Origin of the sequence: Bradyrhizobium sp. B097 (assembly GCF_038957035.1) — a bacterium.
Lineage (GTDB): Bacteria > Pseudomonadota > Alphaproteobacteria > Rhizobiales > Xanthobacteraceae > Bradyrhizobium.
In genome coordinates, this window is record NZ_CP152412.1 from 4800339 (window position 1) to 4825053 (window position 24715).

At 64.6% G+C, this 24715-nt stretch carries 21 protein-coding genes; 3 read left to right on the forward strand and 18 right to left on the reverse strand.

Translation table 11 applies throughout. The features are described from left to right. Positions 1-103: 103 nt before the first annotated feature. Complete coding sequence (locus AAFG07_RS22640; protein WP_342722105.1) at positions 104-760, reverse strand: protein-L-isoaspartate(D-aspartate) O-methyltransferase; 657 nt, start codon at positions 758-760, stop codon at positions 104-106. A gap of 373 nt (positions 761-1133) precedes the next feature. Here AAFG07_RS22640 and AAFG07_RS22645 point away from each other — a divergent pair, with 373 nt between their 5' ends. After that, positions 1134-1511: a response regulator gene (locus AAFG07_RS22645; RefSeq protein WP_342729219.1), complete on the forward strand. Its 378-nt coding sequence runs from the start codon at positions 1134-1136 to the stop codon at positions 1509-1511. A gap of 114 nt (positions 1512-1625) precedes the next feature. Here AAFG07_RS22645 and surE read toward each other — a convergent pair whose 3' ends face one another. The 12 genes from surE to AAFG07_RS22705 form a co-directional block, all read right to left on the reverse strand. After that, a complete protein-coding gene (gene surE / locus AAFG07_RS22650; RefSeq protein ID WP_092113995.1) occupies positions 1626-2393 on the reverse strand; it encodes a 5'/3'-nucleotidase SurE in 768 nt (255 codons plus the stop codon). 94 nt (positions 2394-2487) lie between these two features. Continuing rightward, a complete protein-coding gene (locus AAFG07_RS22655; RefSeq protein ID WP_342722106.1) occupies positions 2488-3567 on the reverse strand; it encodes a hypothetical protein in 1080 nt (359 codons plus the stop codon). A gap of 16 nt (positions 3568-3583) precedes the next feature. Beyond that, positions 3584-4915 (reverse strand): serine--tRNA ligase, encoded by a 1332-nt coding sequence (serS, locus tag AAFG07_RS22660; RefSeq protein ID WP_342722107.1) that lies wholly within the window; start codon positions 4913-4915, stop codon positions 3584-3586. A 200-nt stretch (positions 4916-5115) separates the two neighbouring features. Then, entirely contained in the window at positions 5116-5910 is a 795-nt protein-coding gene (gene tatC / locus AAFG07_RS22665) for a twin-arginine translocase subunit TatC (protein WP_342722108.1), read from the reverse strand. Then, positions 5907-6431, reverse strand: a complete 525-nt coding sequence (gene tatB / locus AAFG07_RS22670) for a Sec-independent protein translocase protein TatB (RefSeq protein ID WP_342722109.1) — start codon at positions 6429-6431, stop codon at positions 5907-5909. The genes tatC and tatB overlap by 4 nt, the downstream gene beginning before the upstream one ends. 150 nt (positions 6432-6581) lie before the next feature. After that, complete coding sequence (locus AAFG07_RS22675; protein ID WP_050400528.1) at positions 6582-6815, reverse strand: twin-arginine translocase TatA/TatE family subunit; 234 nt, start codon at positions 6813-6815, stop codon at positions 6582-6584. A gap of 147 nt (positions 6816-6962) precedes the next feature. Then, positions 6963-7835 carry an SMC-Scp complex subunit ScpB gene (scpB, locus tag AAFG07_RS22680; protein WP_342722110.1) on the reverse strand — a complete coding sequence of 291 codons (873 nt, stop codon included), beginning with the start codon at positions 7833-7835 and terminating at the stop codon, positions 6963-6965. A 76-nt stretch (positions 7836-7911) separates the two neighbouring features. Beyond that, a complete protein-coding gene (locus AAFG07_RS22685; protein WP_342722111.1) occupies positions 7912-8733 on the reverse strand; it encodes a ScpA family protein in 822 nt (273 codons plus the stop codon). Then, the gene (gene nagZ / locus AAFG07_RS22690; RefSeq protein ID WP_342722112.1) at positions 8730-9752 is read right to left on the reverse strand and encodes a beta-N-acetylhexosaminidase; all 1023 of its coding nucleotides are present in this window, start codon (positions 9750-9752) and stop codon (positions 8730-8732) included. Before nagZ ends, AAFG07_RS22685 begins: the two co-directional genes overlap by 4 nt. A 46-nt stretch (positions 9753-9798) precedes the next feature. Continuing rightward, positions 9799-11271, reverse strand: a complete 1473-nt coding sequence (locus tag AAFG07_RS22695; protein ID WP_342722113.1) for an SPOR domain-containing protein — start codon at positions 11269-11271, stop codon at positions 9799-9801. A 118-nt stretch (positions 11272-11389) separates the two neighbouring features. Beyond that, positions 11390-13186 carry an arginine--tRNA ligase gene (gene argS, locus AAFG07_RS22700; RefSeq protein ID WP_342722114.1) on the reverse strand — a complete coding sequence of 599 codons (1797 nt, stop codon included), beginning with the start codon at positions 13184-13186 and terminating at the stop codon, positions 11390-11392. Positions 13187-13195: 9 nt separating this feature from the next. Then, positions 13196-14404, reverse strand: coding sequence for a deoxyguanosinetriphosphate triphosphohydrolase (locus AAFG07_RS22705; protein WP_342722115.1), 1209 nt, complete (start codon positions 14402-14404; stop codon positions 13196-13198). A gap of 138 nt (positions 14405-14542) precedes the next feature. On the opposite strand from AAFG07_RS22705, the gene erpA reads away from it, so the two are divergent. Continuing rightward, on the forward strand, positions 14543-14872 hold the full coding sequence (gene erpA / locus AAFG07_RS22710; protein ID WP_021081206.1) for an iron-sulfur cluster insertion protein ErpA: 330 nt from the start codon (positions 14543-14545) through the stop codon (positions 14870-14872). 63 nt (positions 14873-14935) lie between these two features. On the opposite strand, the gene AAFG07_RS22715 is transcribed toward erpA, so the two are convergent. Further along, positions 14936-18064, reverse strand: a complete 3129-nt coding sequence (locus tag AAFG07_RS22715) for an efflux RND transporter permease subunit (RefSeq protein ID WP_342722116.1) — start codon at positions 18062-18064, stop codon at positions 14936-14938. A gap of 3 nt (positions 18065-18067) precedes the next feature. After that, a complete protein-coding gene (locus AAFG07_RS22720) occupies positions 18068-19201 on the reverse strand; it encodes an efflux RND transporter periplasmic adaptor subunit (RefSeq protein WP_342722117.1) in 1134 nt (377 codons plus the stop codon). Between the two features lie 162 nt (positions 19202-19363). Between AAFG07_RS22720 and xth the strand changes: the two genes are divergently transcribed. Beyond that, the gene (gene xth, locus AAFG07_RS22725; protein WP_342722118.1) at positions 19364-20155 is read left to right on the forward strand and encodes an exodeoxyribonuclease III; all 792 of its coding nucleotides are present in this window, start codon (positions 19364-19366) and stop codon (positions 20153-20155) included. Positions 20156-20192: 37 nt separating this feature from the next. On the opposite strand, the gene AAFG07_RS22730 is transcribed toward xth, so the two are convergent. From AAFG07_RS22730 to AAFG07_RS22740, 3 genes are all read right to left on the reverse strand, one after another. Beyond that, positions 20193-21029, reverse strand: coding sequence for a tetratricopeptide repeat protein (locus AAFG07_RS22730; protein ID WP_342722119.1), 837 nt, complete (start codon positions 21027-21029; stop codon positions 20193-20195). Continuing rightward, on the reverse strand, positions 21016-22740 hold the full coding sequence (gene ilvD, locus AAFG07_RS22735) for a dihydroxy-acid dehydratase (RefSeq protein ID WP_342722120.1): 1725 nt from the start codon (positions 22738-22740) through the stop codon (positions 21016-21018). Before ilvD ends, AAFG07_RS22730 begins: the two co-directional genes overlap by 14 nt. A 420-nt stretch (positions 22741-23160) precedes the next feature. After that, positions 23161-24663 (reverse strand): diguanylate cyclase, encoded by a 1503-nt coding sequence (locus AAFG07_RS22740; RefSeq protein WP_342722121.1) that lies wholly within the window; start codon positions 24661-24663, stop codon positions 23161-23163. Positions 24664-24715 lie beyond the last annotated feature (52 nt).

Here is a 24715-nt window from a genome sequence, read left to right on the forward strand (position 1 = left end):
TCACTCGTACGCAACAAAAGACTGTTTTGAGTAAACACCTCGCGAGTAAATAACCGCTTAACCCTGCGAATAAGGCGTTGGCGCCAAGCGGCAAATCGCCGAATTACAATTCGCGGGCAATTCCCGGCAGCGCCGGCACAAAGCGGACGTCGACCAATTCCTTGCGCTCGAAGCCGCTCTGCGTCCGCACCACGCGGACTAGGGTCTGGGTACCCTGATGCGGCCCGACCGGGGCGATCAGAACGCCGCCGGGATCCAGCCGCTCCAGCAGCTTCTCGGGGATCTGCTCCATCGCCGCGGTGACGATGATGCGGTCGAAATCGCCAGCCCCGGCTGGAACGTCGAAGCCGTCGCCGAGCAGCACCTCGATGTTGTAATAGCCCAGCTTTTCGAGGCGCTTGCGGGCACCGTCGGCCAGCGTCCGGTAGCGCTCGATGGTCAGAACCTGCTTGCACAGCCGGGACAGCACGGCCGCCTGGTAACCTGAGCCGGTGCCGATCTCAAGCACGCGGTGGTCCTTCTGCAACTGCAGCTGCTCGGTCATGTAAGCGACGACGAAAGGCTGGCTGATGGTCTGCCCGCAGGCGATCCCAAGCGCACTGTCGCGGTAGGCCTCGTTGCGATCGCGCGGATCGACGAACACCTCGCGCGGCACCTCCTCCATGGTGCGCAACACCGCCTGATCGCTGACCCCTCGCCGCCGCAGGGTGAGCTGAAACATCATCTTCTCGGTCGGATCGGGCTTCACGGCCATGTTCATCAGCGTCTCTAGGCGGCAGCGCGGAATCTTGCCCTGGCTTGATGCCATTGAAATCCGAAATACCGCGTTAAGGAAAAATTTCCCGTCACCATTTGTTCCCAGTCAGGAACCAGCAGTCCGATTTCGTGTTGGCGCCAACACGGCAGCTTCCCATATAATCGACAGCGATGCGCGGCCAGCACCAGGCGCGCCGGGGCTCTGGTTGTACGGTTTGCACCCGGTCGGAGTCTGGACGAATCCTGCGCAACGAGACAGTCAGAACGATCCGGCGACGCAGCGTCGCGCGCTGGAAACCGACCAATTCCTAAACGTTTGCATTGCGCCTTATAGTGTTATTTGCGAGCCTATTTCAGGGACGGGCAAGGATTCCATCATGACAGCGATACGGCCGGCGGGCTGTTCAGTTTTCCTCGTGGAGGACGAGGTCATGATCCGGATGATGGTCGCCGATATGCTGGAAGAGCTCGGCCATAGCGTCGCGGCCGAGGCCGGCGAGATCGGCGAAGCGGTCAAGCTCGCGCAATCGATCGAATTCGACCTCGCGATCCTCGATGTCAACGTCAATGGCAAGGTGATCACCCCGGTCGCCGAGCTGATCAACGCCCGCAACCGCCCCTTCATCTTCGCAACCGGCTATGGCTCGTCCGGCCTGCCCCCGGAGTATCGCGATCGTCCGGCGCTGCAAAAGCCCTTCCAGCTGGAAACGCTGGCGCAGGTGATCTCCAGCGCGATGCGGAGCGCGCCGGTCTAGGTCTCACCCGCATTCGTAGCCCGGATGCAGCGAAGCGCAATCCGGGACCGCTCTCTATGCTCTAAAGATCCCCGGATTTCGCTGCGCTTCATCCGGGCTACAGATCTCACGGGATCACTTCAACGTCGCGGTCAGCGCTTCCGAAAACGCTTCATCGGTGCGGTCGAGCCGCAGCGGCGTCACCGAGACGTAGCGCGCGGCAAGCGCGGCAAGATCGGTGCCTTCGGCCGGCGCATCCATCATCGCCGCGCGCTCGAAGCCGATCCAGAAATACGGATTGCCGCGTCCGTCGTGACGGCGATCGATCTTCAGGAAACCCTGATTGCGCTTGCCCTGCCGTGTGATCCGGATGCCCTTGACGTCGTCGGGCATGCAGGACGGGAAGTTGACATTGATGACGGTGTTCCGGGGGACACCTGCGCCGATCACCTTACGGATGATGTCGGGTCCGAATTTCAGCGCGGTCTCCCACAGCGGCGCGTTGCGCGTCTCGATCGAGAACTCCTGCGACAGCGCAAATGACGGAAAGCCCAGGATGGTGCCTTCCAGCGCGCCGGCGATGGTGCCGGAATAGACCACGTCCTCGGCGACGTTGCGGCCCTTGTTGACGCCGCTCAGCACGAGATCGGGCAGCTTGTCTCCAAGGATGTGGCGCGCACCCATGATGACGCAATCGGTCGGCGTGCCGCGCACCGCGAAGTGACGCGGGCTGACTTCGCGCAGACGCAGCGGGTCGTTGAGCGAGAGCGAATGCGAGACGCCGGACTGGTCGAGCTCGGGGGCGACGATCCAGACGTCGTCGGACAATGAGCGTGCGATCTGCTCGACGACCTGCAGGCCGGGGGCGTGGATGCCGTCATCGTTGGTGCAGAGAATTCGCATCCGTCAAAGTGCCTCTTGTTCCGATACGACACGGATTTCTTGAATTGCGGTTTCTTGAGTTGCGGTGTCTTGAGTTGATTGCCGTCTTAACCGGCTAGGGCCGCGGAGGCAAACCCGGCCCGTGCCATCGTGCCGACGTGACGCGCCACGGATGCACGAATCTACCGCTGCCGGCGATCTTGCGGTCGAACACCGGCCAGGCCGGTCGGGCTGGCCGCCGAACAACCGCAACAATGGACGCCAGCGGCACTGCCTCGAGTTTTTGGGCCGGCGCCGCCTGACGCACTTCGGACTTGGGAGCTTCGGACTTGAGGGGCTCAGTCTTCGCAGGTTCAGCTTTGGCGGGTTCGACCTTGGCAGCTTCCGGCTTGGGAGCTTCAGGCTTGGGAGCTTGGGCCCTGGACGATTCAACCTTGGGCGGTTCACTCCTCCGAGCTTCGGGCCTGCGCGGCTCGACCGGCGCAGTCTGGCGAAGCTCCGCTTTGGAGACCTCAGCCCCGGTGGGTTCGATCTTGCCAGATGCAGACGTGAGTGCGTCCGGCCTGAGCGGCACCGGCTTCGCGGCCTCAGCCCTCGGGGCTTCGACCTTCCGGGATTCAGGCTTGAGCAGCTCGGGAGCCGAAACCGCCTGGAGAAGCTCCGGCCTCGGAGCCTTCGGAAGCTCCCCTTTGGGGAGCTCGGATCTGACGGGTTCAACCTTGCGAGGCTCAAGCTTCGGCACATCAGGCTTGGGCGTTTCGAGTCTGCGCGGTTCGGGTTTGAGCGGCGGTGCGGGCGCCCCCTCGGCCGGCTTTGCGACGGGCGCGGCCGCAACCGATTTCGATTTCAGCCTAGCCAGCAGCTCCTCGATCGAGGGCACCGATTCCGCGTCAAGCGGAGCCCGCGGCACGGCCGGCGGCGTCGCGCGGACCGGAGGTGGCGGTGGCGGCGCGGCCGCTGGTGACCAATCGGCCGGCGCCAATTCGATGAACCTTGCGCGCGCGAGATCCAGCGCCTTGTCGAAGTCCGGCCGGTCGATCCAGGCCTTCGTTTGCACCTCGGTCACGCGCGCGTCCCACAGGCGCGCGGCCTCGATGTCGTAATAGCCCATCTGCTTCTGATTGATCAGCTGCAGACCGTGGCCCGTGACGGCCCATTGTCGACCAAGCCAGTGGATGTCACGGTGCAGCGGCATCACACTGGCCCTCGCCTCACATGCCGTGCTCGATGACCTTGAGCCCGCCCATATAGGGCTGCAGCACATCGGGCACCGCGATCGAACCGTCCTGCTGCTGGTAGGTCTCCATCACGGCGATCAAGGCGCGCCCGACCGCCGTGCCGGAGCCGTTCAGCGTGTGCACGAAGCGCGGCTTGCCGTCGGGACCGCGATAGCGCGCGTCCATGCGACGCGCCTGGAAATCACCGCACACCGAGCAGCTCGAGATCTCGCGATAGGCGCCGCCATCGCCTTGCCCCGGCATCCAGACCTCGATGTCGTAGGTCTTCTGCGCGGAGAAGCCCATGTCGCCGGCACACAGCGTCATCACGCGGTAGTGCAAATCGAGCTTTTGCAGCACCTGCTCGGCGCAGGACAGCATGCGCTCGAGCTCATCCTTGCTGGCTTCCGGCGTCGTGATCGACACCAGCTCGACCTTGGTGAACTGGTGCTGGCGGATCATGCCGCGCGTGTCGCGGCCGGCCGCGCCGGCCTCGGCGCGGAAGCACGGCGTCAGCGCGGTGAGCCGCATCGGCAGCTCCTTTTCGTCGAGGATGGATTCGCGCGCGAGGTTGGTCAGCGAAACTTCCGCAGTCGGAATCAGGCCGAGGCGCTCGCTGCGCAGATCGGCATTCGGCGTCGACAGCAATTCGCCCTTGATCGCCCAGAACTGATCGTCCTCGAATTTCGGCAACTGGCCGGTGCCGAACATCACGGCGTCGCGCACCAGCAGCGGCGGATTGATCTCGGCATAGCCGTGCTCGCTGGTGTGCAAATCGAGCATGAACTGCCCGATCGCGCGCTCGAGCCGTGCCAATCCCTTCTTCAGCACCACGAAGCGCGCGCCGGACAATTTCGCCGCCGCCTCGAAATCCATAAAGCCGAGCGCGGTGCCGAGATCATCATGCAGCTTCGGCGCAAAGCCGTAATCGCGCTTCTTGCCGAACACATGGTGCTGGACGTTGCCGTGCTCGTCGGTGCCGTCGGGCACCTCGTCGAGCGGCAAGTTTGGAATGGACGACAGCTCTTTCGTCAGCTCGTCGTCAAACGATTTCGCCGCGGCCTCGAGCTCCGGCATCGTGGTCTTCAGCTCGGCGACCTCGGCCATTAGCTTGGCCGCGCGCGCCTCGTCCTTTGCCTTCTTGGCGTCGCCGATCTCCTTCGAGGCCGCATTGCGCCGCGCCTGGGCCTGCTCCGACGCCAGGATCGCAGCACGCCGCTTCTCGTCGATCGCCAGCAGCGACGGCGACAGCGCCCCAAGTCCGCGGCGCTTCAGGCCGGCGTCGAAGGCTGTCGGGTTGTCGCGGATCGCTTTGATATCGTGCATGGCGGGGAGTCCTAACGTCGCGCTTCAAGATAACGTTGCATGTCAACGTTTGCGGCGTGCCTCAACTAGCACAAGTGTCATCGCCCGCGAAGGCGGGCGATCCAGTATTCCGGAAACATCAGTGTGTCGCCGGGAAGCCGCGGCGTACCGGATACCCTGCTTTCGCGGGGTATGACGCCCGGATCTGTGACGAAATCACCCTACTCGGCCGGATTGGTCGCCGACGGCGCGCTCGAGGTCGTGGCCTTCTTCTCCACGATCCCGACCGCGATGATGGCGCCCTCGTAGAGCAAGAGCAGCGGGATCGCGAGCGAGGCCTGGCTCAGCACATCGGGCGGCGTCAGCACGGCGGCGATGATGAAGGCGATCACGATGAAATAGCGCCGCTTCTCCTTCAGCATCTTCGAGGTGACGATGCCGATGCGGCCGAGCAGCGTCAGGATCACCGGCAGCTGGAACGCGATGCCGAAGGCGAAGATCAGCGACATCATCAGCGAGAGATATTCGCCGACCTTGGGCAGCAACTGGATCTGCGCCGTCTCCGAGCCCGCCGACTGCTGCATGCCGAGCGAAAAGCGGGTCAGCATCGGGAAGACCACGAAATAGACCATCATCGCGCCAAGCACGAAGAACACCGGCGTCGCGATCAGATAAGGCAGGAACGCGTTGCGCTCATGCTTGTAGAGCCCGGGCGCCACGAACTTGTAGATCTGCGTCGCGACGATCGGAAACGAGATGAAGCCGGCGCCGAACAGCGCGAGCTTGAGCTGCGTCAGAAAATATTCCAGCAGCGCGGTATAGATGAATTTGGAATTTTCCGGCCCTGCCACCCAGATGAAGGGCCAGACCAGGACGTTGAATATCTGCTTGGCGAAGAAGAAGCAGATGATGAAGGCCACGCCGAAGCCGAGCAGCGCCTTGATCAGCCGCGAGCGCAGCTCGATCAGATGATCCATCAAGGGGGCCTTGCTGGCCTCGATATCTTCGGCGCTCATGACGCCCTCGCGTCCTTGAGCACGTCAGGCTGTGGCGGTGTCTCGTCCTGCGCAGGCACCGGCTCGGGCTTCACCTCGCCGGTGATCGCGAGCGGCTCGCCGGCGGTAGCGTGTGTCTCGGCCTCGACGAAAGTTTCAGGTGTCGGTGCTGCAGGTGTAGTGGGTGTCACCGGTGCGTCGCTTGACGTCACCGGCGCGTCGATTGCGGAGGCGACCTGCGCATCGACCGGCTTGTCGATCTGCAGAGCGTCACTGACATCCTTCTGCAGCGAGGTCATGATGTTGCCGCTGGCGATGCCGGTTGCGGCTTCCCTGACCTCGTCAAAACTCTTCTTGATGTCGGCCATCTCGGCCTCGCGCATGGCTTCCTGGAACTGGCCCTGGAATTCAGAGGCCATTTTCCGGGCCTTGCCCATCCATTGCCCGACCATGCGCAGCACGCCCGGCAGCTCTTTCGGGCCGATGGCGATCAGCGCGACGACCGCGATGACGACCAGTTCACTCCACCCGATATCGAACATGAATTGTTCCGCCTAAGCGCGCCGCCATCGGCCCCATTGGATGTGGGGCTGCCGGCGCCTTTTCTCAATCGGCGTCCATAGCGCTTCCGAGCGACGGCGTCACCGTTTCGCGCAAAGAAAAACGTCGAAATATGCGTCAGTACAAGCGCGTTAGACGGCCTTGCTGCCGACATCCTGGCGCGCGGCCGACGGCGCCGCATTGTGGTCGATCGCCTTGGTGGACTCCGGCTTGTCCGCGACCTTGTCGTCGTCCTGCATGCCTTTCTTGAAGGCCTTGATACCTTGGGCGACGTCACCCATCAGGTCCGAAATCTTGCCGCGTCCGAACAGCAGCAGGACCACTGCGATCACGACGATCCAGTGCCAAATGCTAAGCGAACCCATCCTGCAACCCTCCAGAAATGGCCGGCGGACCGGCCTGAACTTTGCCGGAAGTTAGGCCCGCGGGGTGTCAAAAACAAGGACCTCGGCCGCGGCAAATCGCTGTCGCGGCTACGTAATATTGCTAGGCTTAACCGGGAATATTCCGGGCTATTCGCCCTTCTCCTCGGCGCCCTCGTCGTCGATGCGCTCGTCCGGCTCATCAGCGTCAGGTTCGGCCACGTCAGCTTCGGCCGCGTCCACCTCGGCGGCAGCTTCCGCTCCGAGGTCGGTTTCGGCCTCGGCTGTCGTTTCGACCTCGGCAGTCCCAACCTCGGCAGCCTCGACCTCGGCAACCGCTTCACTCTCGGTCTTCGGTTCCTCGGCTTCCGGCTCGACCGCCGGCGCGAGCAGCAGTTCCAGCGTGTCGCCGGGCTCGAGCGGCTCCTCGTCCTCGCGCAACGTCGCATCATCCGATGGCGAGGGAACGGAAAAGCCGGTCGGCAGGCGCGAGTCGAGCAGACCGGTGCCCTTCAGCTCCTCGAGTCCCGGCAGGTCACCGAGCGCTTCCAGGCTGAACTGCGACAGGAAGGCATCGGTGGTTCCGAAGGTCAACGGACGGCCCGGCGTCTTGCGGCGGCCGCGCGGACGGATCCAGCCCGTCTCCAGCAGCACGTCGATCGTTCCCTTCGAGGTGACCACGCCGCGAATCTCTTCGATCTCGGCGCGGGTCACCGGCTGGTGATAGGCGACGATCGACAGCACCTCGATCGCTGCACGCGACAGCTTCCGGGTCTCGGTGCTCTCGCGCGTCATCAGCCACGACAGATCGCCGGCGGTGCGGAACGTCCACTTGTTGGCGACCCGAACCAGGTTGACGCCGCGCGGCGCATATTCCGCCTGCAACTGTGCGAGCGCCACCTTGATATCGACGCCGTCGGGCATCCGCTTTGCCAGCGTTGCCTGATCGATCGGCTCGGCCGATGCGAACAACAGGGCTTCAAGGAGCCGCAATTCCTCAGGACGCGCTACCGGATGATCCATAGGAGAAACCTCCTCCTCGGGCTCGTCTCTGCGCACTTCCGCCAAGCTTGCCATGGGCTTGCTCTCCCTCTTCCACTTACTCAACCGACAGGTCCGGCGCAGCCATTGCGGCCTGCGCTTGACGCTTTCGGAAATAGATCGGCGCGAACGCCTGCTTCTGGTTGATTTCCATCTCGCCCTCGCGAACCAGTTCGAGGGCAGCAGCGAAGCTCGATGCGAACACCGTGGCCTTCTGCTTGGGATCGGCGACGTAGTTCATCAGGTACTCGTCGAGGCAGCTCCAGTCCTCGGCGAGGCCGACCAGCCGCTCCAGCGAGGCGCGCGCTTCCGCCAGCGACCACACCGTCCGCTTCGCCAGATGCACAGAGGTCAGCACGCGCGACGCGCGCTGCGTGGCATAGGCCGACAGCAGGTCGTACAAGGTCGCGGTGAACTTCGGATGCTTGATCTCGGCGATCGATTCCGGATTGCCGCGCGGAAAGATATCTCGCTGGAACTGCGGCCGGTTCATCAGCCGGTTCGCCGCCTCGCGGATCGCTTCCAGACGGCGCAGCCGGTTGGCAAGCGCGGTCGCCATTTCCTCGGCGCTCGGCCCCTCCGCGCTCGGCGGTTCGGGCAGCAAGAGCCGCGACTTCAGGAAGGCAAGCCAGGCCGCCATCACCAGATAGTCGGCGGCAAGCTCGAGGCGGATTTTGCGCGCGGCCTCGATGAACGACAGATATTGGTCGGCGAGCGCAAGAATCGAAATCTTCGACAGGTCGACCTTCTGCTGCCGCGCCAGCGTCAACAGCAGGTCGAGCGGGCCCTCATAGCCCTCGACGTCGACCACCAGCGTCGGTTCGCCCTCGGCGAGGTCGGCCGGCCGCCCGGTCTCAAACGATAGAATTTCAGCGGTCATGCCGTCCCTACCCGATCCAACAACGCATCCAGTTCAGCCCGCACCGCCTGCCGGTCGAGTGGCTCAGGCTGTTTCCGCGCGGCGAGCGTCGCCTTGGCCCGCTCAAGCGCCTTGCCGGTCAGTTCCGGCGTCTCCCGCGCGACCTCGCGCATTTCGTCGATATTGCCGTTGCAGTGCAGAACCATGTCGCAACCGGCGTTGACGATGGCGCGGGTCCGTTCGGCAATTGATCCGGCCAGCGCATTCATCGACACGTCATCACTCATCAACAAACCCTGGAACCCGATCAGGCCGCGAATCACCTGTTCGATGATTGTCGCAGAAGTCGTCGCCGGATGGACGGGGTCCAGCGCGCTAAACACAACATGCGCAGTCATCGCCATCGGCAGGTCCGCCAGTGGCTGGAACGCGGCAAAATCGGTCCGTTCCAGCTCGTCTCTCGCGGTATCGACCGTCGGAAGCCGGAAATGGCTGTCCGCGGTGGCGCGGCCATGGCCGGGAATATGCTTGAGAACCGGCAGCACGCCGCCCTGTTCCAGCCCGTCCGTGACCGCACGGGCGATCGCCGCGACCTTGTCCGGCTCGGTTCCATAGGCCCGATTGCCGATCACCGCATCTGCGCCTGCCACCGGAACGTCGGCCAACGGCAGGCAATCGACGGTAATTCCGAGATCGATCAGGTCGGCCGCAATCAGCCGCGAGCTGAGCCGGGCCGCCGTCAGGCTGAGCTTCGGGTCGATGTCGTAGAGCGCGCTGAAGCTCGCGCCGGGCGGATAGACCGGCCAGTGCGGCGGTCCGAGCCGCTGCACCCGCCCGCCCTCTTGGTCGATCAGGACCGGCGCATCGGCCATGCCAGCCGCCGACCTGAGTTCCCCAACAAGAGCGGCCACTTGGGCAGGACTCTCGATGTTGCGCTTGAACAGGATGAAACCCCATGGCCGCTCGGCGCGAATGAATTCGCGTTCAGCGTCGTTGAGGATCAGCCCGGCTACGCCCGTGATGAATGCGCGGTTCGTCATTCGGCCGATTAGGCCGTATGCAGCTCACGGGTCAAGGAAACGGCCTTTAATTTCTTTGGATGAGGCACTGCGGCCCACCAGCCGACATCAGGCTCCGGCACAGTTGGTTCGCCTCTTCCGACGACGCGAACGGGCCGGCAAAGGCGCGGTAATAGACGCCCTTCTCGCCGAGATCGACGCGTTTCACTACCAAAGGCTGCGAACCGAGCACGTTGCGATACTTGCCCTGCAGCGTCCGATAGGACGATTGCGCGTCCGCCTCGTTCTTCTGCGACGATACCTGGACCAGATATCCGCCACCGCCGACAGAAGCGGTCGTGGTCGACGCCACTCGGGTCGGAGGCGCGGCCGGGGCCGTGGCTGCGTCAGCCTGTCCGGGAACCAGCGACATTGGCGCGTTCACGCTAGCATTGGCTGCGGCCGGGTTGCCGCGCGACACCGGAGGCTTCGCAGCGGCCGCAGGCTTGCCCGGCACGGCGGCCGCGGCCTGCGCGCCATCGGGCGAATCGCCCTTGACGGCGAGCGTGCGAACCCTGCGCGGCTCGTTGTTCGGCAGCGTCCCGTTTGCGGTGATCGGCGCCGGCGCGGGCTGCGCCGTCTGCACGGTTGATGCCGGCGGCGGATTCGCATTCGCGTTCAGCGGCGGAAACACGACGCGCGGTCCGGCGGTCTTCGAATTGACGTCGACCGGGGTCTCTTCACGCGACACGATCTTCTCGGTGCCGTCACCCGCTGCCATGCGATCCGGCGTCTTGGCCGGCGCATCGGCCTGGGCCGGGATCACCTTGGTCGGCGTGTTGTCGGCCTTGATGATCGGCGGCTCACCGCTGCGGGGCGAGCCGACATAGGTCCGGTAGGCGTACGCGCCACCGACGCCGAACACGCCAAGCGCGAGCACCGCGGCGACCGTCATCAGGCCGCTGCTCCGCCGGCGCGGTTCAGGCTCTTCCTCGTCGGCCTCATACGCATAGGGATCGTCCGGGTAGGATGGATCGCGCTGCAGATCCTGTTCGCCGGCTTCCAGCTGACCGTAAAGCGCATCGTCATAGCGCGACGGATCGTGGCCCTGATCGCCACTCTGATAGGTCGGCTCGTCGTCAAAGGCCTCAGGCTGCCGCGGAGGCTCGACCGGCCGATAGGTTGCGACCGGTTCGGGCGCAGGCGGCTGCGCCTGCTGGGCCGCATAGCGATGCAACGGATGCACCGGCTTCGGCTGGTAGTCCTGTTCGGGCTCTTCGTACTCGGTGTGCTGCACGGGCGGCGGAGCGACGGTCTCCTGCCGCGCGCGCTGCATCCAAGGCGGCGGGCCCGCGGGCGGCGCATCCTCGTCCTCGGCCTGCGGATCATATTGTTGCGGCCGCGCATTGGCGCGCGACTGCAGCGGACGCGGCGGCGGCTTGTTCGCGGAGCCGAATGGATCCGTCTGGCCGATCAGCCGGGCCAGCTCGGCGAGCGGATCGGTCTCGGCCTTGGGTGCCGCGTCGGTGGAAAAATGTCGGTCCTGATATCGATCAGCCATCGTGATGATGCATCCCCTTCGGGACAGCGCCAAGATCGCCGGCACAGCCGGTCCGAACGAGTTGGCCCCTGCCAGATGCCCTCACAAATCCCCACTCGTGAGGGCCTAATGCCCCTGCCTACCGCATCTCGGTTGGAGCGTGGACGCCTAGAACAGCTAAGCCCGATGCCAGAACCGAGACGACGCCCTGAACCATTGCCAGTCGCGCCCTCGTGATCTCTGCATCATTATTGATAATGAAGCGTAAATAGGGCAAATCGCGCCCCTTGGTCCACAGCGCATGAAATTCACTGGCCAAATCATATAGATAAAAAGCGATTCGGTGCGGCTCGTGGGCCACCGCGGCAGCTTCGATCATCCGCGGATAGAGCGCAAGCTGCTTGAGCAGGTTGAGCTCGGCCGGATCGGTCAGCCGCTCAACCGCAGCGTTCCGCAGATAGGCCAGTCGGGCCTCGTCGGTCTCGGGCAGATCGGGAACCGCCTCCTCCCGCGCATTGCGGAAGATCGAATGGCCGCGGGCGTGACCGTACTGGACGTAGAAGACGGCGTTGTCCTTTGACTGCTCGATCACCTTGGCGAGGTCGAAATCGAGCACCGCGTCGTTCTTGCGGAACAGCATCATGAACCGGACCGCGTCCGAGCCGACCTCGTCGACCACTTCGCGCAGCGTGACGAATTCGCCGGAGCGTTTCGACATCTTCACCGGCTCGCCGTCACGCAGCAGCTTGACGAGCTGCACGATCTTGACGTCGAGCGTGGCTTTGCCGGCGGTCACCGCCTTCACCGCCGCCTGCATCCGCTTGATGTAGCCGCCGTGGTCGGCGCCGAACACGTCGATCAGGTTGGTGAAGCCGCGCTCGAACTTGTTGCGGTGGTTGGCAATGTCGGACGCGAAATAGGTGTATGAGCCGTCCGACTTGATCAGCGGACGATCGACGTCGTCGCCGTAGGCGGTGGCGCGGAACAGCGACTGCTCGCGGTCTTCATAATCCTCGACCGGCTTGCCCTTCGGCGGCGGCAGGCGGCCCTCGTAGATGTCGCCCTTGGCGCGCAGGAAATCGATCGTCTCGGCGACCTTGTTGTTACCGGACGTGATCAGCGAGCGCTCGGAGAAGAACACATCGTGATGGATGTTGAGCGCGGCGAGATCGACCTTGATCATTTCCATCATCATGGCAATCGCCTTGTCGCGCACGATCGGCAGCCACGCGGCTTCGGTCATGTCGAGCAGCTTCTCGCTATATTCCTTTGCGAGCGCCGCGCCGACCGGCACGAGGTAGTCGCCCGGATAAAGGCCTTCCGGGATCGCGCCGATGTCCTGGCCGAGCGCCTCGCGGTAACGCAGGAACGCCGAGCGCGCGAGCACGTCGACCTGGGCGCCGGCGTCGTTGATGTAATATTCGCGGCAGACGTCGAATCCCGCGAATTGCAGCAGGCCGCACAGTGCGTCGCCGAACACGGCGCCGCGGCAGTGGCCGACATGCATCGGCCCGGTCGGGTTGGCCGAGACGTATTCGACATTGACCTTCTCGGCCTTGCCGATGTCGCTGCGTCCATAGGCCGAGCCGGCGCCCAGCACGGCGCGCAGCGCGTCCGCCCAGACCTGCGGCTTCAAGGTCAGGTTGATGAAGCCGGGCCCGGCGACATCCACGGACGCCACCAGCGCGTCGGCACGCAGCCGCTCGGCGATCTTGTCGGCGAGCTCGCGCGGCATGGCCTTGGCCTCCTTGGCGAGCACCATCGCGGCATTGGTCGCCATATCGCCATGGCTGGCATCGCGCGGCGGCTCGACCACGACGCGGGACAGATCGATGCCCGCGGGCCAGTTATCCTCGGCAGCGACAGCGGCACAGATCGCGTGCACGCGCGCCAGCATGTCAGCAAAAAGGTGTGGTGTCGCAGGGGTGTCGGCCATGGCAGGGCGCTAACGCAAATCCGGGGTCGAGTCAAAAAGCCTTTGGTGCTCGATCAGGGCGAAACGGTCGGTCATTCCGGCAATGAAATTGCCGATCCGCCTGTTCCGCGCGCTGCCGGTCTCCTGCACGCTTCCCTCGATCCATTCCGCCGGCAGGTCGCCTGGCGATTGCCGGTAGCGCTCATAGAGATTGCGCACCACCTGCTCCGCCTCCCGCATGACCAGCATCACCCGCCGGTGGCGATACATCCGCCGGAACAGGAACGCCTTGATCGCCGCCTCCTGCTCGGCCACCTCGGGCGGAAACGCGATCAGCGGCGCGCTGTGGTGGCGCACATCCTGGGCCGATTGCGGCTGCGCGACCGCAAGCCGCCGGGTCGCCTCGTTGAAGACAGCGCTGATGAAATGTGAGATCAGCTCACGCACCAGTTCGGCACCGCGGCGGACCTCGTCGAGCCCGGGATAATGGCGATCGATCTCGGCGATGATCGCTGATGTCAGCGGCATCTCCTTGAGGTCGTCGACCGCAAACAGGCCGGCGCGCAGGCCGTCGTCGATATCATGGGCGTCATAGGCGATGTCGTCGGCGAAGGCCGCGATCTGCGCCTCGAGCGAGGCATAGCTCCAGAGCTCGAGGTCGTAGGTCTGGTTGTAGTCGGCGATCCCGATCGGAAGGCCGCTGTCGAGGTAGCGGCCGGTGGGCGCGCCGTTGCGTTCGGTCAGCGGGCCGTTGTGCTTGACGATTCCTTCAAGCGATTCCCAGGTCAGGTTCAGCCCGCCGAATTCGGGGTAGCGATGCTCCAGCGAGGTCACGACCCGTAGCGCCTGCGCATTGTGGTCGAAGCCGCCATCACCCTTGAGGCAGTCGTCGAGCGCCCGCTCCCCGGCATGCCCGAACGGCGGATGGCCGAGGTCGTGCGCCAGGGCCAGCGTCTCGGTCAGATCCTCGTCGACCCCGAGCTGGCGCGCCAGCGCGCGGGCGATCTGGGCGACCTCCAGCGAATGGGTCAGCCTGGTGCGATAGTGATCGCCCTCATGGAAGACGAAGACCTGGGTCTTGTGCTTGAGGCGGCGGAACGCGGTCGAATGGATCACCCGGTCACAATCGCGCCTGAACGGGCTGCGGGTCCGGCTCGGCGGCTCCACGACCAGCCGGCCGCGGCTGCGGTCGGGGTCGCAGGCATAAGGCGCGCGGGGGGCAGCCATTCCGACCGACACGGTATTTTAGTCCTTATCCATTTGATTCCATGGTCCGACGCACTTAACTATGACTGAGGCGGCCGACCAAATGAATTGGGCATGACGCCGGGCATGATCCGATCAGATCGTGCGCAGATTGGGTTTCGGAGACCGACCATGACTGCTGCCATCACCGTCAGCGAACGGGCCGCCCGCCGGATCGGGCAGATCCTCAGCAAGGAAGGCGACGGCGCCAAGCTGCGCATTTCCGTCGAGGGCGGCGGCTGCTCCGGTTTCCAGTACAAATTCGACGTCGAGCGCACCCAGGCGGATGACGACCTCGTGATCGAGCGCGACAGCGCGGTGGTGCTGATCGACCCCGCCTCGGTCCCGTTCCTCGCGGGCTCGGAAGTCGACTTCGTCGACGACCTGATCGGCGCCTCGTTCCGCGTCGTCAATCCGAACGCCACCGCCTCCTGCGGCTGCGGCACCAGCTTCTCGATCTAACGCTTCCTTGCCCGACGCGGCTGCTCCGCGCGAACCGGTGACCGGTTCGCCGGAGACGCTACCTTATTCGGCCGCGACCACCTGCGGGCGCTCGACGTCGCCGCCCGCCTCCGCCTGCGGATCGAGCTTGCGGCGCAGCCTGCGGTCGATGCGGTCGAGATAGATGTAGATCACAGGCGTGATGAACAGCGTCAGCAGCTGCGACACGCAGAGGCCGCCGACCACCGCGACGCCGAGCGGCTGACGCAGTTCGGCGCCGGCGCCCGCGCCGAGCGCGATCGGCAGCGTGCCGAAGATCGCCGCGAACGTCGTCATCATGATCGGGCGGAAGCGCAGCAGCGCCGCCTCGCGGATCGCGTGCTCGGCGCTGAGGCCGACGCGGCGGCGCTCCAGCGCGAAGTCGACCATCATGATCGCGTTCTTCTTGACGATGCCGACCAGCATCACGATCCCGATCATCGCAATCACCGACAGCTCCATCCCGAACAGCATCAGCGTCAGGATCGCGCCGATTCCTGCCGACGGCAGGCCCGAGATGATGGTGATCGGGTGGATGAAGCTCTCGTAGAGAATGCCGAGGATCACGAAGGCCGCGAACACGGCGGCGAGGATCAGCACGCCCTGCCCGCGCAGCGAATCCTGGAACACCTGCGCGGTGCCGGAAAATCCGGTCGCGATCGTCGGCGGCAAATTCGCGGTCTGCTCGAGCTCGGTGATCTTGTCGACGGCATAGCCGAGCGAATTGCCGGGCGCGAGATTGAACGAGATCGTCACCGCCGGCTGCTGGCCCTGATGGTTGATCTGCAACGGTCCGACCGTCGGCACCAGCTTCGCGACCGCATCCAAGGGAATGGTCTGGCCGTTCGCGGTCTTCATGTAGAGCTTCGACAGATCGGACGGATCGACGCGGAACTGCGGCTGCACCTCCAGGATGATCTGGTAGTCGTTCGACGGCATGTAGATGGTGCCGACCTGCCGCGAACCGTAGGCGTTGTAGAGCTGGTTGCGCACCTGATCGACGGTGACGCCGTAGACCGCCGCCTTCTCGCGGTCGATGTCGACCGTCATCTGCGGGTTCTTGATGTAGAGGTCGGTGGTGACGTCGAGCAGGCCCGGAATCTTCTCGATCTTGTCGCGCATCTCCGGCGCCAGCCGGTACAGCGCCTCGGTATCGCCGCTCTGCATTACATACTGATACTGGCTCTTCGAGATGCGGCCGCCGATGTTGAGGTTCTGGACGCTCTGGAAGAACGCCTGCATGCCCGGGATCTCGCGCGCCTTCTGCCTGAGACGGCCGATCACCACGGCGGCGTTGTCGCGGGTCTTCTGCGGCTTCAGCGCGATGAACAAGCGGCCATAGTTGGTGGTTGGATTGGGACCGCCCGAGCCGACGGTGGAATTGATGTAATCGATCGCCGGATCGGTCCGCATCACCTCGACCAGCGCCTGCTGGCGGACCTTCATCGCCTCGAACGAGGTGTCGGTCGCAGCTTCCGTCACGCCGATCAGGAAGCCGGTGTCCTCCTGCGGGAAGAAGCCCTTCGGCACGATCATGTAGAGATAGACGGTGCCGCCGAGCGTCGCGAGCGTCACCAGCAGCATCAGCGCTTTCTTGGCCAGCACCCAGTCCAGCGCCCATTCATAGGCGCGTAGCCAGGCCTCGAACATCGCCTCGAACGCCCGCAGCACGATGTTCGGACGCTTGGTCGCATCATGGGCGCGCAGCACCCGGGCACACAGCATCGGCGTCAGGGTCAGCGACACGAAGCCGGAGACGATGATCGCGACCGAGATCGTGACGGCGAATTCGCGGAACACGCGGCCGACGATGCCGCCCATCAGCAGCACCGGGATGAACACGGCGATCAGCGAAAAGGTGATCGAGATGATGGTGAAGCCGATCTCGCGGGCGCCCTTCAGCGCCGCCTCGAACGGCTTCATGCCGTGCTCGATGTGGCGGACGATGTTCTCCAGCATGACGATGGCGTCGTCGACCACGAAGCCGACCGAGAGCGTCAGCGCCAGCAGCGTCATGTTGTTGATCGAGTAGTCCAGGGCGTACATCGCAGCGCACGTGCCGAACAGCGAGATCGGCACCGCGAGCGCCGGGATGAAGGTCGCCGACGCCGAGCGCAGGAACAGGAAGATCACGAGGATCACCAGCGCGATCGCGATCAGCAGGGTCTCCTCGACGTCGCTGACCGCCTGCCGGATCGAGACCGAGCGGTCCATCATGACCTGCATGGTCACGGAGGGCGGGATCGCAGCGCGCAGCGACGGCAATTTCGCCAGCACGGCATCGACGACGGCCACGGTGTTGGCGTCGGGCTGCTTCTGGATCGCGAGCACGATCGCCCGCTCATCGTTCATCCAGGTCGCGATCTTGTCGTTCTCGACGCTGTCATAGACCTTGGCGATCTCGTCGAGGCGAACCGGCGAGCCGTTGCGCCAGGCGACGTAGATCTGGCGGTAGTCGGCCGCCTTGTCCATCTGGCCGGAAGCCTGCAGCGCGACGTCCTGCTTGGGCCCGTTCAACGTGCCGACCGGAGTCGAGGAATTGGCGCGCGACACCGCGGCGCGGATGTCCTCCATCGAGACGCTGCGGGCAGCCGCGGCCTCCGGGTCGGCCTGGACGCGGATCGCGAACTTCTGCGCGCCGTAGATCAAGACCTGGGCGACACCCGGCAGCTGCGACAGCGCCTGCCCGATCGTGATGTCGCCGTACTCGTTGACCGCCGACAGCGGCAGCGTCGCCGACCCCAGCGAGACGAACAGCACCGGGAAATCGGCCGGGTTCACCTTCCGGAAGCTCGGCGGAATCGTCATCTCGATCGGCAGCCGGCGCTGGGCGATGGTCAATGCCGTCTGCACGTCGAGCGCGGCGGCATCGATGTTGCGGTTGAGGTCGAACTGGATGGTGATGACGCTCGTGCCCTGCGAGGAGTTCGAGTTCATCGAGGAGATGCCGGCAATGGTCGAGAGCTGGCGCTCGATGATGCCGGCGACCGAGGCGGCCATGGTGTCGGCGCTGGCGCCCGGCAGCGTCGCGGTGACCGCGATGGTCGGGAAATCCACCTTGGGCAGCGCCGAGACCGGCAGCAGGCGGAAGCCGAACACGCCGAATGCGATGATCGACGCCGTGATCAGCGTCGTCATGACCGGGCGGCGGATGCAGAGCTCGGAGAGCGTCATCGGTCAGGCTCCGGCCTTGCGTGCCCGCAGCTCGACCCGCGATCCCTCCGACAGCAGCAGCTGGCCATCGACGACGATGCTTTCATCGCCCGCCAATCCGTCAGAGATCACCGATGAGCCCTGGAATGTGCGATCGACCTTGACCGGCCGGACCTTGGCGACGCCGTCCTGGACGACGAAAACGAAATTGCCGTTCTGGCTGCGCTGCACCGCGACCGTCGGCACCACGACCGCGTCTTCGCTGCGGATGATCAGCTTGGTCTGCACGATGGTGCCGGGCCACAGCGTCTCGCTGGCATTGTTCATGATGCCGCGCACCGTGACCATGCCGGTGGTCGCATCGACGGCGTTCTCGACCATCGCGACCTTGCCGCTCTCGGAACGCTGATGGCCGGGAATGGTCGCGATCACCTTGGAATCGCCCTTCCCCATGGCGTCGCGCAGATCGACCAGCGCACGCTGGGGAATGGCGAAGGTGACATAGACCGGCGCCATCTGGTTGATGACGGCCAGCGGCAGGGTGTCGGCGGGGCGGACGAAGTTTCCGACCTTGACGTTGGCGGCGCTGATCCGGCCTGCGAACGGCGCGCGGATCACGGTGTAGCTCTTCTGGACGCGGAGGTTCTCCAGCGCGAACTGGTCGGCCTTGATCGTGCCTATCAGGACGTCGGACTGGGTCTTGGCGTTGTCGAGGTTGACCTGCGTGGTCGCGCCCTTGCCGACGAGTTCGGTATAGCGGCGGAGGTCGCGCTGCGCGCCCTCGAGCTGGGCCTGGTCGCGGGCCAGCACGCCCTCGGCCTGCTCGATCTGGGCATCGATCTGCCGCGCGTCGAGCATGAACAGCAGGTCGCCCTCATTGACCCGTGCGCCGTCCTCGAAATGCACCGAGACGATGGTGGTCTCCAGCCGCGACTTCAGCGCCACGCTGGAGATCGGCGTGACCTGTCCGATCGCGTCGACATCCACCGGCACCGATTTGCGTTCGGCCTTGGCGAGATCCACCGAGACCACGCGCGGCCGCGGCGTCCCCTGCGCGGTGGCGGCACCGCCACCCATCCATGAAGCGCGGGTCATGTAAGCCGCCCCGGCCGCAATGCCGAGAACAGCGACAGTCAGAACCAAATTCCGTTGTTTCATAAGTCTTGCACGTGCGCCGCCCGCTTCCCTTCAGGGCCGGGACGCTTCGCAACTCCCCCATCGGCAATTGTTACGCCTTGTTTCCGGAGAGGGTTAGCACAGGCGGATCGGCCATGGTATGCCGCCTAAGTAAAATCCCGCGGCTTCAATCCGGTCACTTGCATGCGCATCGCTACGTGGAACGTCAACTCGGTCCGGCAACGGATCGAACTTCTGGTCGCCTGGCTGAAGGAGTGTTCCCCCGACATCGTGTGCCTGCAGGAGATCAAATGCGTCGACGACGCGTTTCCGCGGCTGGAGGTCGAGGCGCTCGGGTATAACGTCGTCACCCACGGCCAGAAGACCTTCAACGGCGTTGCGCTGCTGTCCAAGCTGCCGTTCGACGAGACCAAATCGGGCCTCGCCGGCGACGACGAGGACGCCCACGCCCGCTTCCTGGAAGGTGTCGTCACGTTGAAGCAGGGCGTGGTGCGGGTCGCGTGTCTCTACCTGCCCAACGGCAACCCCGCCAACACCGACAAATATCCGTACAAGCTCAAATGGATGTCGCGGCTTCTTGAGTACACGCGGGAACGGCTTAAGGCCGAGGAGCCGCTGATCCTGGCCGGCGACTTCAACGTCATTCCGGCGGCCCGCGACGTCTACAATCCGGCCGCTTGGACCGACGATGCCCTGTTCCGCCCTGCGACCCGCGAGGCCTTCCAGTCGCTGCTCGGCCTCGGCCTCACCGATGCGCTGCGCGCGGTCAATGACGAGCCCGGCCAGTACACGTTCTGGGACTACCAGGCCGGCGCCTGGCAGAAGAACTGGGGCCTGCGCATCGACCATCTGCTGATGTCACCGCAGGCCAGCGACCGGCTGATCGACGTCGGGATCGATAGCTATGTCCGCGCCTGGGAGAAGCCGTCCGACCATGTCCCGGTCTGGGCCGATCTCGATTTCGCGACCGCCTGAGCCCGCCGGCCGCGGGGGATATCAATCCCGGCGGCCTCTAATCGCGACGACCCTGCACCCAGTGCTCGAGCATCTGCAGCGCCATCGCGCGGTCGTCCTCGGACGCCTTGGCGATCGCCCGGTTGTAGCTTTCCTTGATCCAGGCCTCTTCCGGCGTCGCGCTGTCGCGCGCCAGGGTCAGCCACATCAGGCCACGGGCCCGCTGCGGCGGCAGCCGGTCGCCGTTGAACAGCATCTGGCCGAGCAGCGCCTGCGCCTGATGCTGGCCCTTCTGGGCGGCAAGCCCGAGCCAGCGTGCGCCATAGCGGAAATCGTCCCGCGAGGCGTCCGGCGTCTTCAGGTAAAGCCGGGCAAGGTCGTACTGGGCGTCGGCATTGCCGAAATAGGACGCGGCATAGGAGAACATCTCCCGCGCCCGTTCGGTGTCCGCCTTCACCTTGGAATTGGGAATGCCGCTCAGATAATACCGGCCCAGCGCCACGAAGGCGTTGGCCACGATCGAGGCCTGCGGCGCCGACGGCGAATCCTCGGCATGCGCATTGGCGATCCGGCTGAAATACTCGAAGGCGCGCATGTCGTCCTGGATGACGCCATCGCCCTCGGCGTACATCTTGCCAAGCTTCCACTGCGCGACGGGGTGACCGCCCTCGGCCTGGTACTGCAACGTGCTGAAGGAGGAGGTCGGCGAGGTCGCCGCAGGGGCAACCGGGGTCGTGGCCCGCTTCAGCGCACCGGCCGTGCCGGGCTGCGGAGCGACCACCGGAAGAACGGTATCCTGGGGGCTGACCGGGGCGCCGTCGAATCCGAATCCGGGGCCCGCCACCGGAATGGCCCCTAACGCAAACGCAAATATCGCACGCTTAAACGTCCGCATAACACTGTTTCTCGTACGCGCCACCCGGATGGGTGACTGCGCCATCCACCGCCGGCCCCACTTGCTCGGCGTACTTCCACAGCGCACCAGATGTATGGTTCGTCGCGCGAGGGGCCCATTTGGTCTTACGATTTGCGAGTTCGGCGTCGCTCAATTTTACGTTAAGGGTGCCGGCGACCGCATCGATCTCGATGATGTCGCCGTCTTGCAACAACCCGATCGGCCCGCCGACGGCCGCTTCAGGTCCAATATGTCCAATGCAGAAGCCACGGGTGGCGCCGGAGAACCGGCCATCGGTGATCAGGGCAATCTTGCCGCCCATCCCCTGCCCGGTCAGCGCCGCCGTGGTCGCCAGCATCTCCCGCATCCCGGGACCGCCCTTCGGTCCCTCGTAGCGGATCACAATCACTTCGCCTTCCTTGTAGGTGCGCTTCTGCACCGCCTCGAAGGCGTCTTCCTCGCGGTCGAAGCACCGGGCCGGACCGGTAAACTTCAGGTTGGACATTCCCGCGACCTTCACGATCGCACCCTCCGGAGCGAGATTACCCTTCAGTCCGACAACGCCACCTGTCACGGTGATCGGATTGTCGGCGGGCCGCACCACGTCCTGGTGCGGATTCCATTTCACGCTTTTGAGGTTTTCGGCGATCGTTCGGCCAGTGACGGTCAGGCAATTCCCGTGCAGGTGGCCATTGTCGAGCAGCGTTTTCATCAGCAGCGGAATGCCGCCAACTTCAAACATGTCTTTGGCAACATAACGGCCGCCCGGCTTCAAATCCGCGACGTAAGGAGTCTTTTTGAAGATTTCGGCAACGTCGAACAAATTGAATTTAATACCGCACTCATGGGCGATCGCCGGCAGGTGCAGCGCAGCATTGGTCGAACCACCTGAGGCTGCAACCACGGCCGCAGCATTTTCAAGGGCTTCCCGGGTGACGATGTCGCGCGGCCGGATGTTTTTCTCGATCAGCTCCATCACCTTCTCGCCGGCGGCAGCGCAGAAGGCGTCACGGATCTCGTAAGGCGCCGGAGCCCCGGCCGAATACGGGAGTGCGAGGCCGATCGCCTCGGAGACGGTCGCCATGGTGTTGGCGGTGAACTGGGCGCCGCAGGCACCGGCCGACGGGCACGCCACCCGCTCGATTTCGTCGAGGTCCTCGTCCGACATGGCGCCGACCGAGTGCTTGCCGACCGCCTCGAACATGTCCTGCACGGTCACCGGCTGCCCGCGGAAGTTGCCGGGCAAAATCGAGCCGCCATAGATGAAGATCGACGGCACGTTGAGACGGACCATCGCCATCATCATGCCCGGCAGCGACTTGTCGCAGCCGGCGAGCCCGACCAGCGCATCATAGGAGTGACCGCGGACGGTGAGCTCGACCGAATCGGCGATGCATTCGCGCGACGGCAGCGACGAGCGCATGCCGTCATGGCCCATCGCGATGCCGTCGGTGACGGTGATCGTGCAGAACTCGCGCGGCGTGCCGCCAGCCGAAGCCACGCCCTTCTTCACCGCCTGCGCCTGGCGCATCAGCGAGATGTTGCAGGGGGCAGCTTCATTCCAACATGAAGCAACGCCGACAAACGGTTGATGAATCTGGGTTGTCGTCAGCCCCATCGCATAGAGATAGGACCGATGCGGTGCGCGCTGGGGCCCTTCCGTCACGTGACGGCTCGGCAGCCTGCCCTTGATGTTCGTCTTGGCGTCCATCGCGACCCTGTTCCCAGCGCTGTTTCCTCCAACAACGCCGGAACCGATCAAAAGTCCCGTCGTCGCGAGCGCTGGCTATTCAGCTACGTGAATATCCTTTCATGTCAGGGTGTGGCTAAAAAGCGGCGCGACTACGGACTGGCTGTGTTTAGGGTTAAATGGCGATTCACTGTTGCGACGACGCAACAATCGTGGCTCCCGGGCAACCATGTATTATCGCTCCTTATGGGAACCTGACACGTACCTGACCAAATAGCCGTGAAGTTGCCGTCTCGCGACGGAACTCGCTCGAGTTGCGGACTGATTGTCGCCCTCTCTTGAGCAGAGGGCGCGGGGAAAGCTGGGTGCCGGTCGGATGGCTATCGCTTCCGCCTTGCTGTTCGAGCTACGGCGCACGAGTCGCTCCACCCTTCCTGCAATCTACTCGGCCGCAAGCTTCGGTGGCGCCGGAGGCGCCCAGCACTCGACACGATTCCGGCCGTGCTCCTTGGCCTGGTAGAGCGCGGCATCGGCGGCCTTCATCAGCGCGTCGATCCCCGGCATGCTGGTGAGAGCCTCGGCAACGCCGACGCTCACAGTCAGTCGCACGGGACGACCATCCGCCGCCAATGCCAACCCTTCCGCCCTCTTGCGAATGCGCTCGGCGACGGTCCGAGCGCGCGACAATGTCGTTTCCGGCAGCAGAACCGCGAACTCCTCGCCTCCGACACGTCCAACGACGTCGGACTTGCGCTTGCCGCGAATGCAGATCCCGGCAACGGCCTTGATGGCCTCGTCACCGGCCGCATGACCGAGCCGGTCATTGATGCTCTTGAAGTAGTCGATATCGACCATCAGCACGGAGACGGAGCGATAGTAGCGCTGGAACCGGCTCCACTCCGCGTCCAACGTCGTCAGGAACTGCCTGCGGTTGAACAGTCCGGTGAGCGGATCGGTGGTCGCGAGCACCTCGAGCTGTCGCGCATTACCGACAAGATCGGTCACGTCGACAAAGGTCAGCATCCGGCCGCCGTTTGCCATCGTCGAGCAATGGATCCTGATGTTGCGGCCGTCGGGCGTCTGGACGTCGCGCTTGTGATCGCCCGCCTTGATCTCGGCGATCCGCTTCGCCGGAAAGGCTTTGATTTGCTCCGGGGTCGAGCCGGTCGGGACTGCCCGGCGGCCGCGCGTGAGAAGCGTGACGTATGCCGGATGCCGCGCCACCTCCTCCTCGCTCACCTCCCAGAATTCCCGCATTCTCCGGTTGAGGAAAATCACATTGAGATCGCAATCAAGCAGGACGACGCCGTCCTCCACGTTCTCGAGAGCGCCGGTCAGCACCTTCAACTTGTCCGATGCGCGCACGATGTCGGTCACGGGCGTGTAGCTCACCATCCGGCCGCCGTCGGGCAGCGGCGTGCACTGACAGCGAACCACATCGCCATTGCTGCGCCTGAGATCGATCGGATTTGCATCCCCCGCGCTCACGAGGCGCACCCGTTCGGCAACATAGGCTTGAAGCTGCTCAGCCGGCAGCTCATAGGCCATGGTCTTGCAGCCGTGAAGCATCAGATCGGTGAAAGTGGGATTGCGGTCGGCCACCGCGTCCGGAAGCTGCCACATGTTCCGGAACGCGCGGTTGATGAACAAGGCTTTCAGCTCCGCGCCCAGGAGCAGGATGCCAACCGGGATCTGATCGAGCGCTGAGCGCAGCGCCAGCATGTGCCCGCGCAGAATTTCGCCGCTGCGCCGCTCCGGAATGGCTGATGGCGCAGGGGCGGCAGGCACGGCAGCAACAGGCGCGGGAGCCGCCTGCTGCGCCTCAAACACCAGGCCGAGCTGGCGGTCCGATTGCCACAGCCGTTTGCATGGCCTCACCTGATTGGTGCCGACAATCAACAGCTGGACCTGGTCGGGAATGCCAACCACACTTTCGAGTTCCACGGTCGCTCCCGTATCGGTGAGCTGCCGGACCGTGCAATCGAAGGCCGACCGA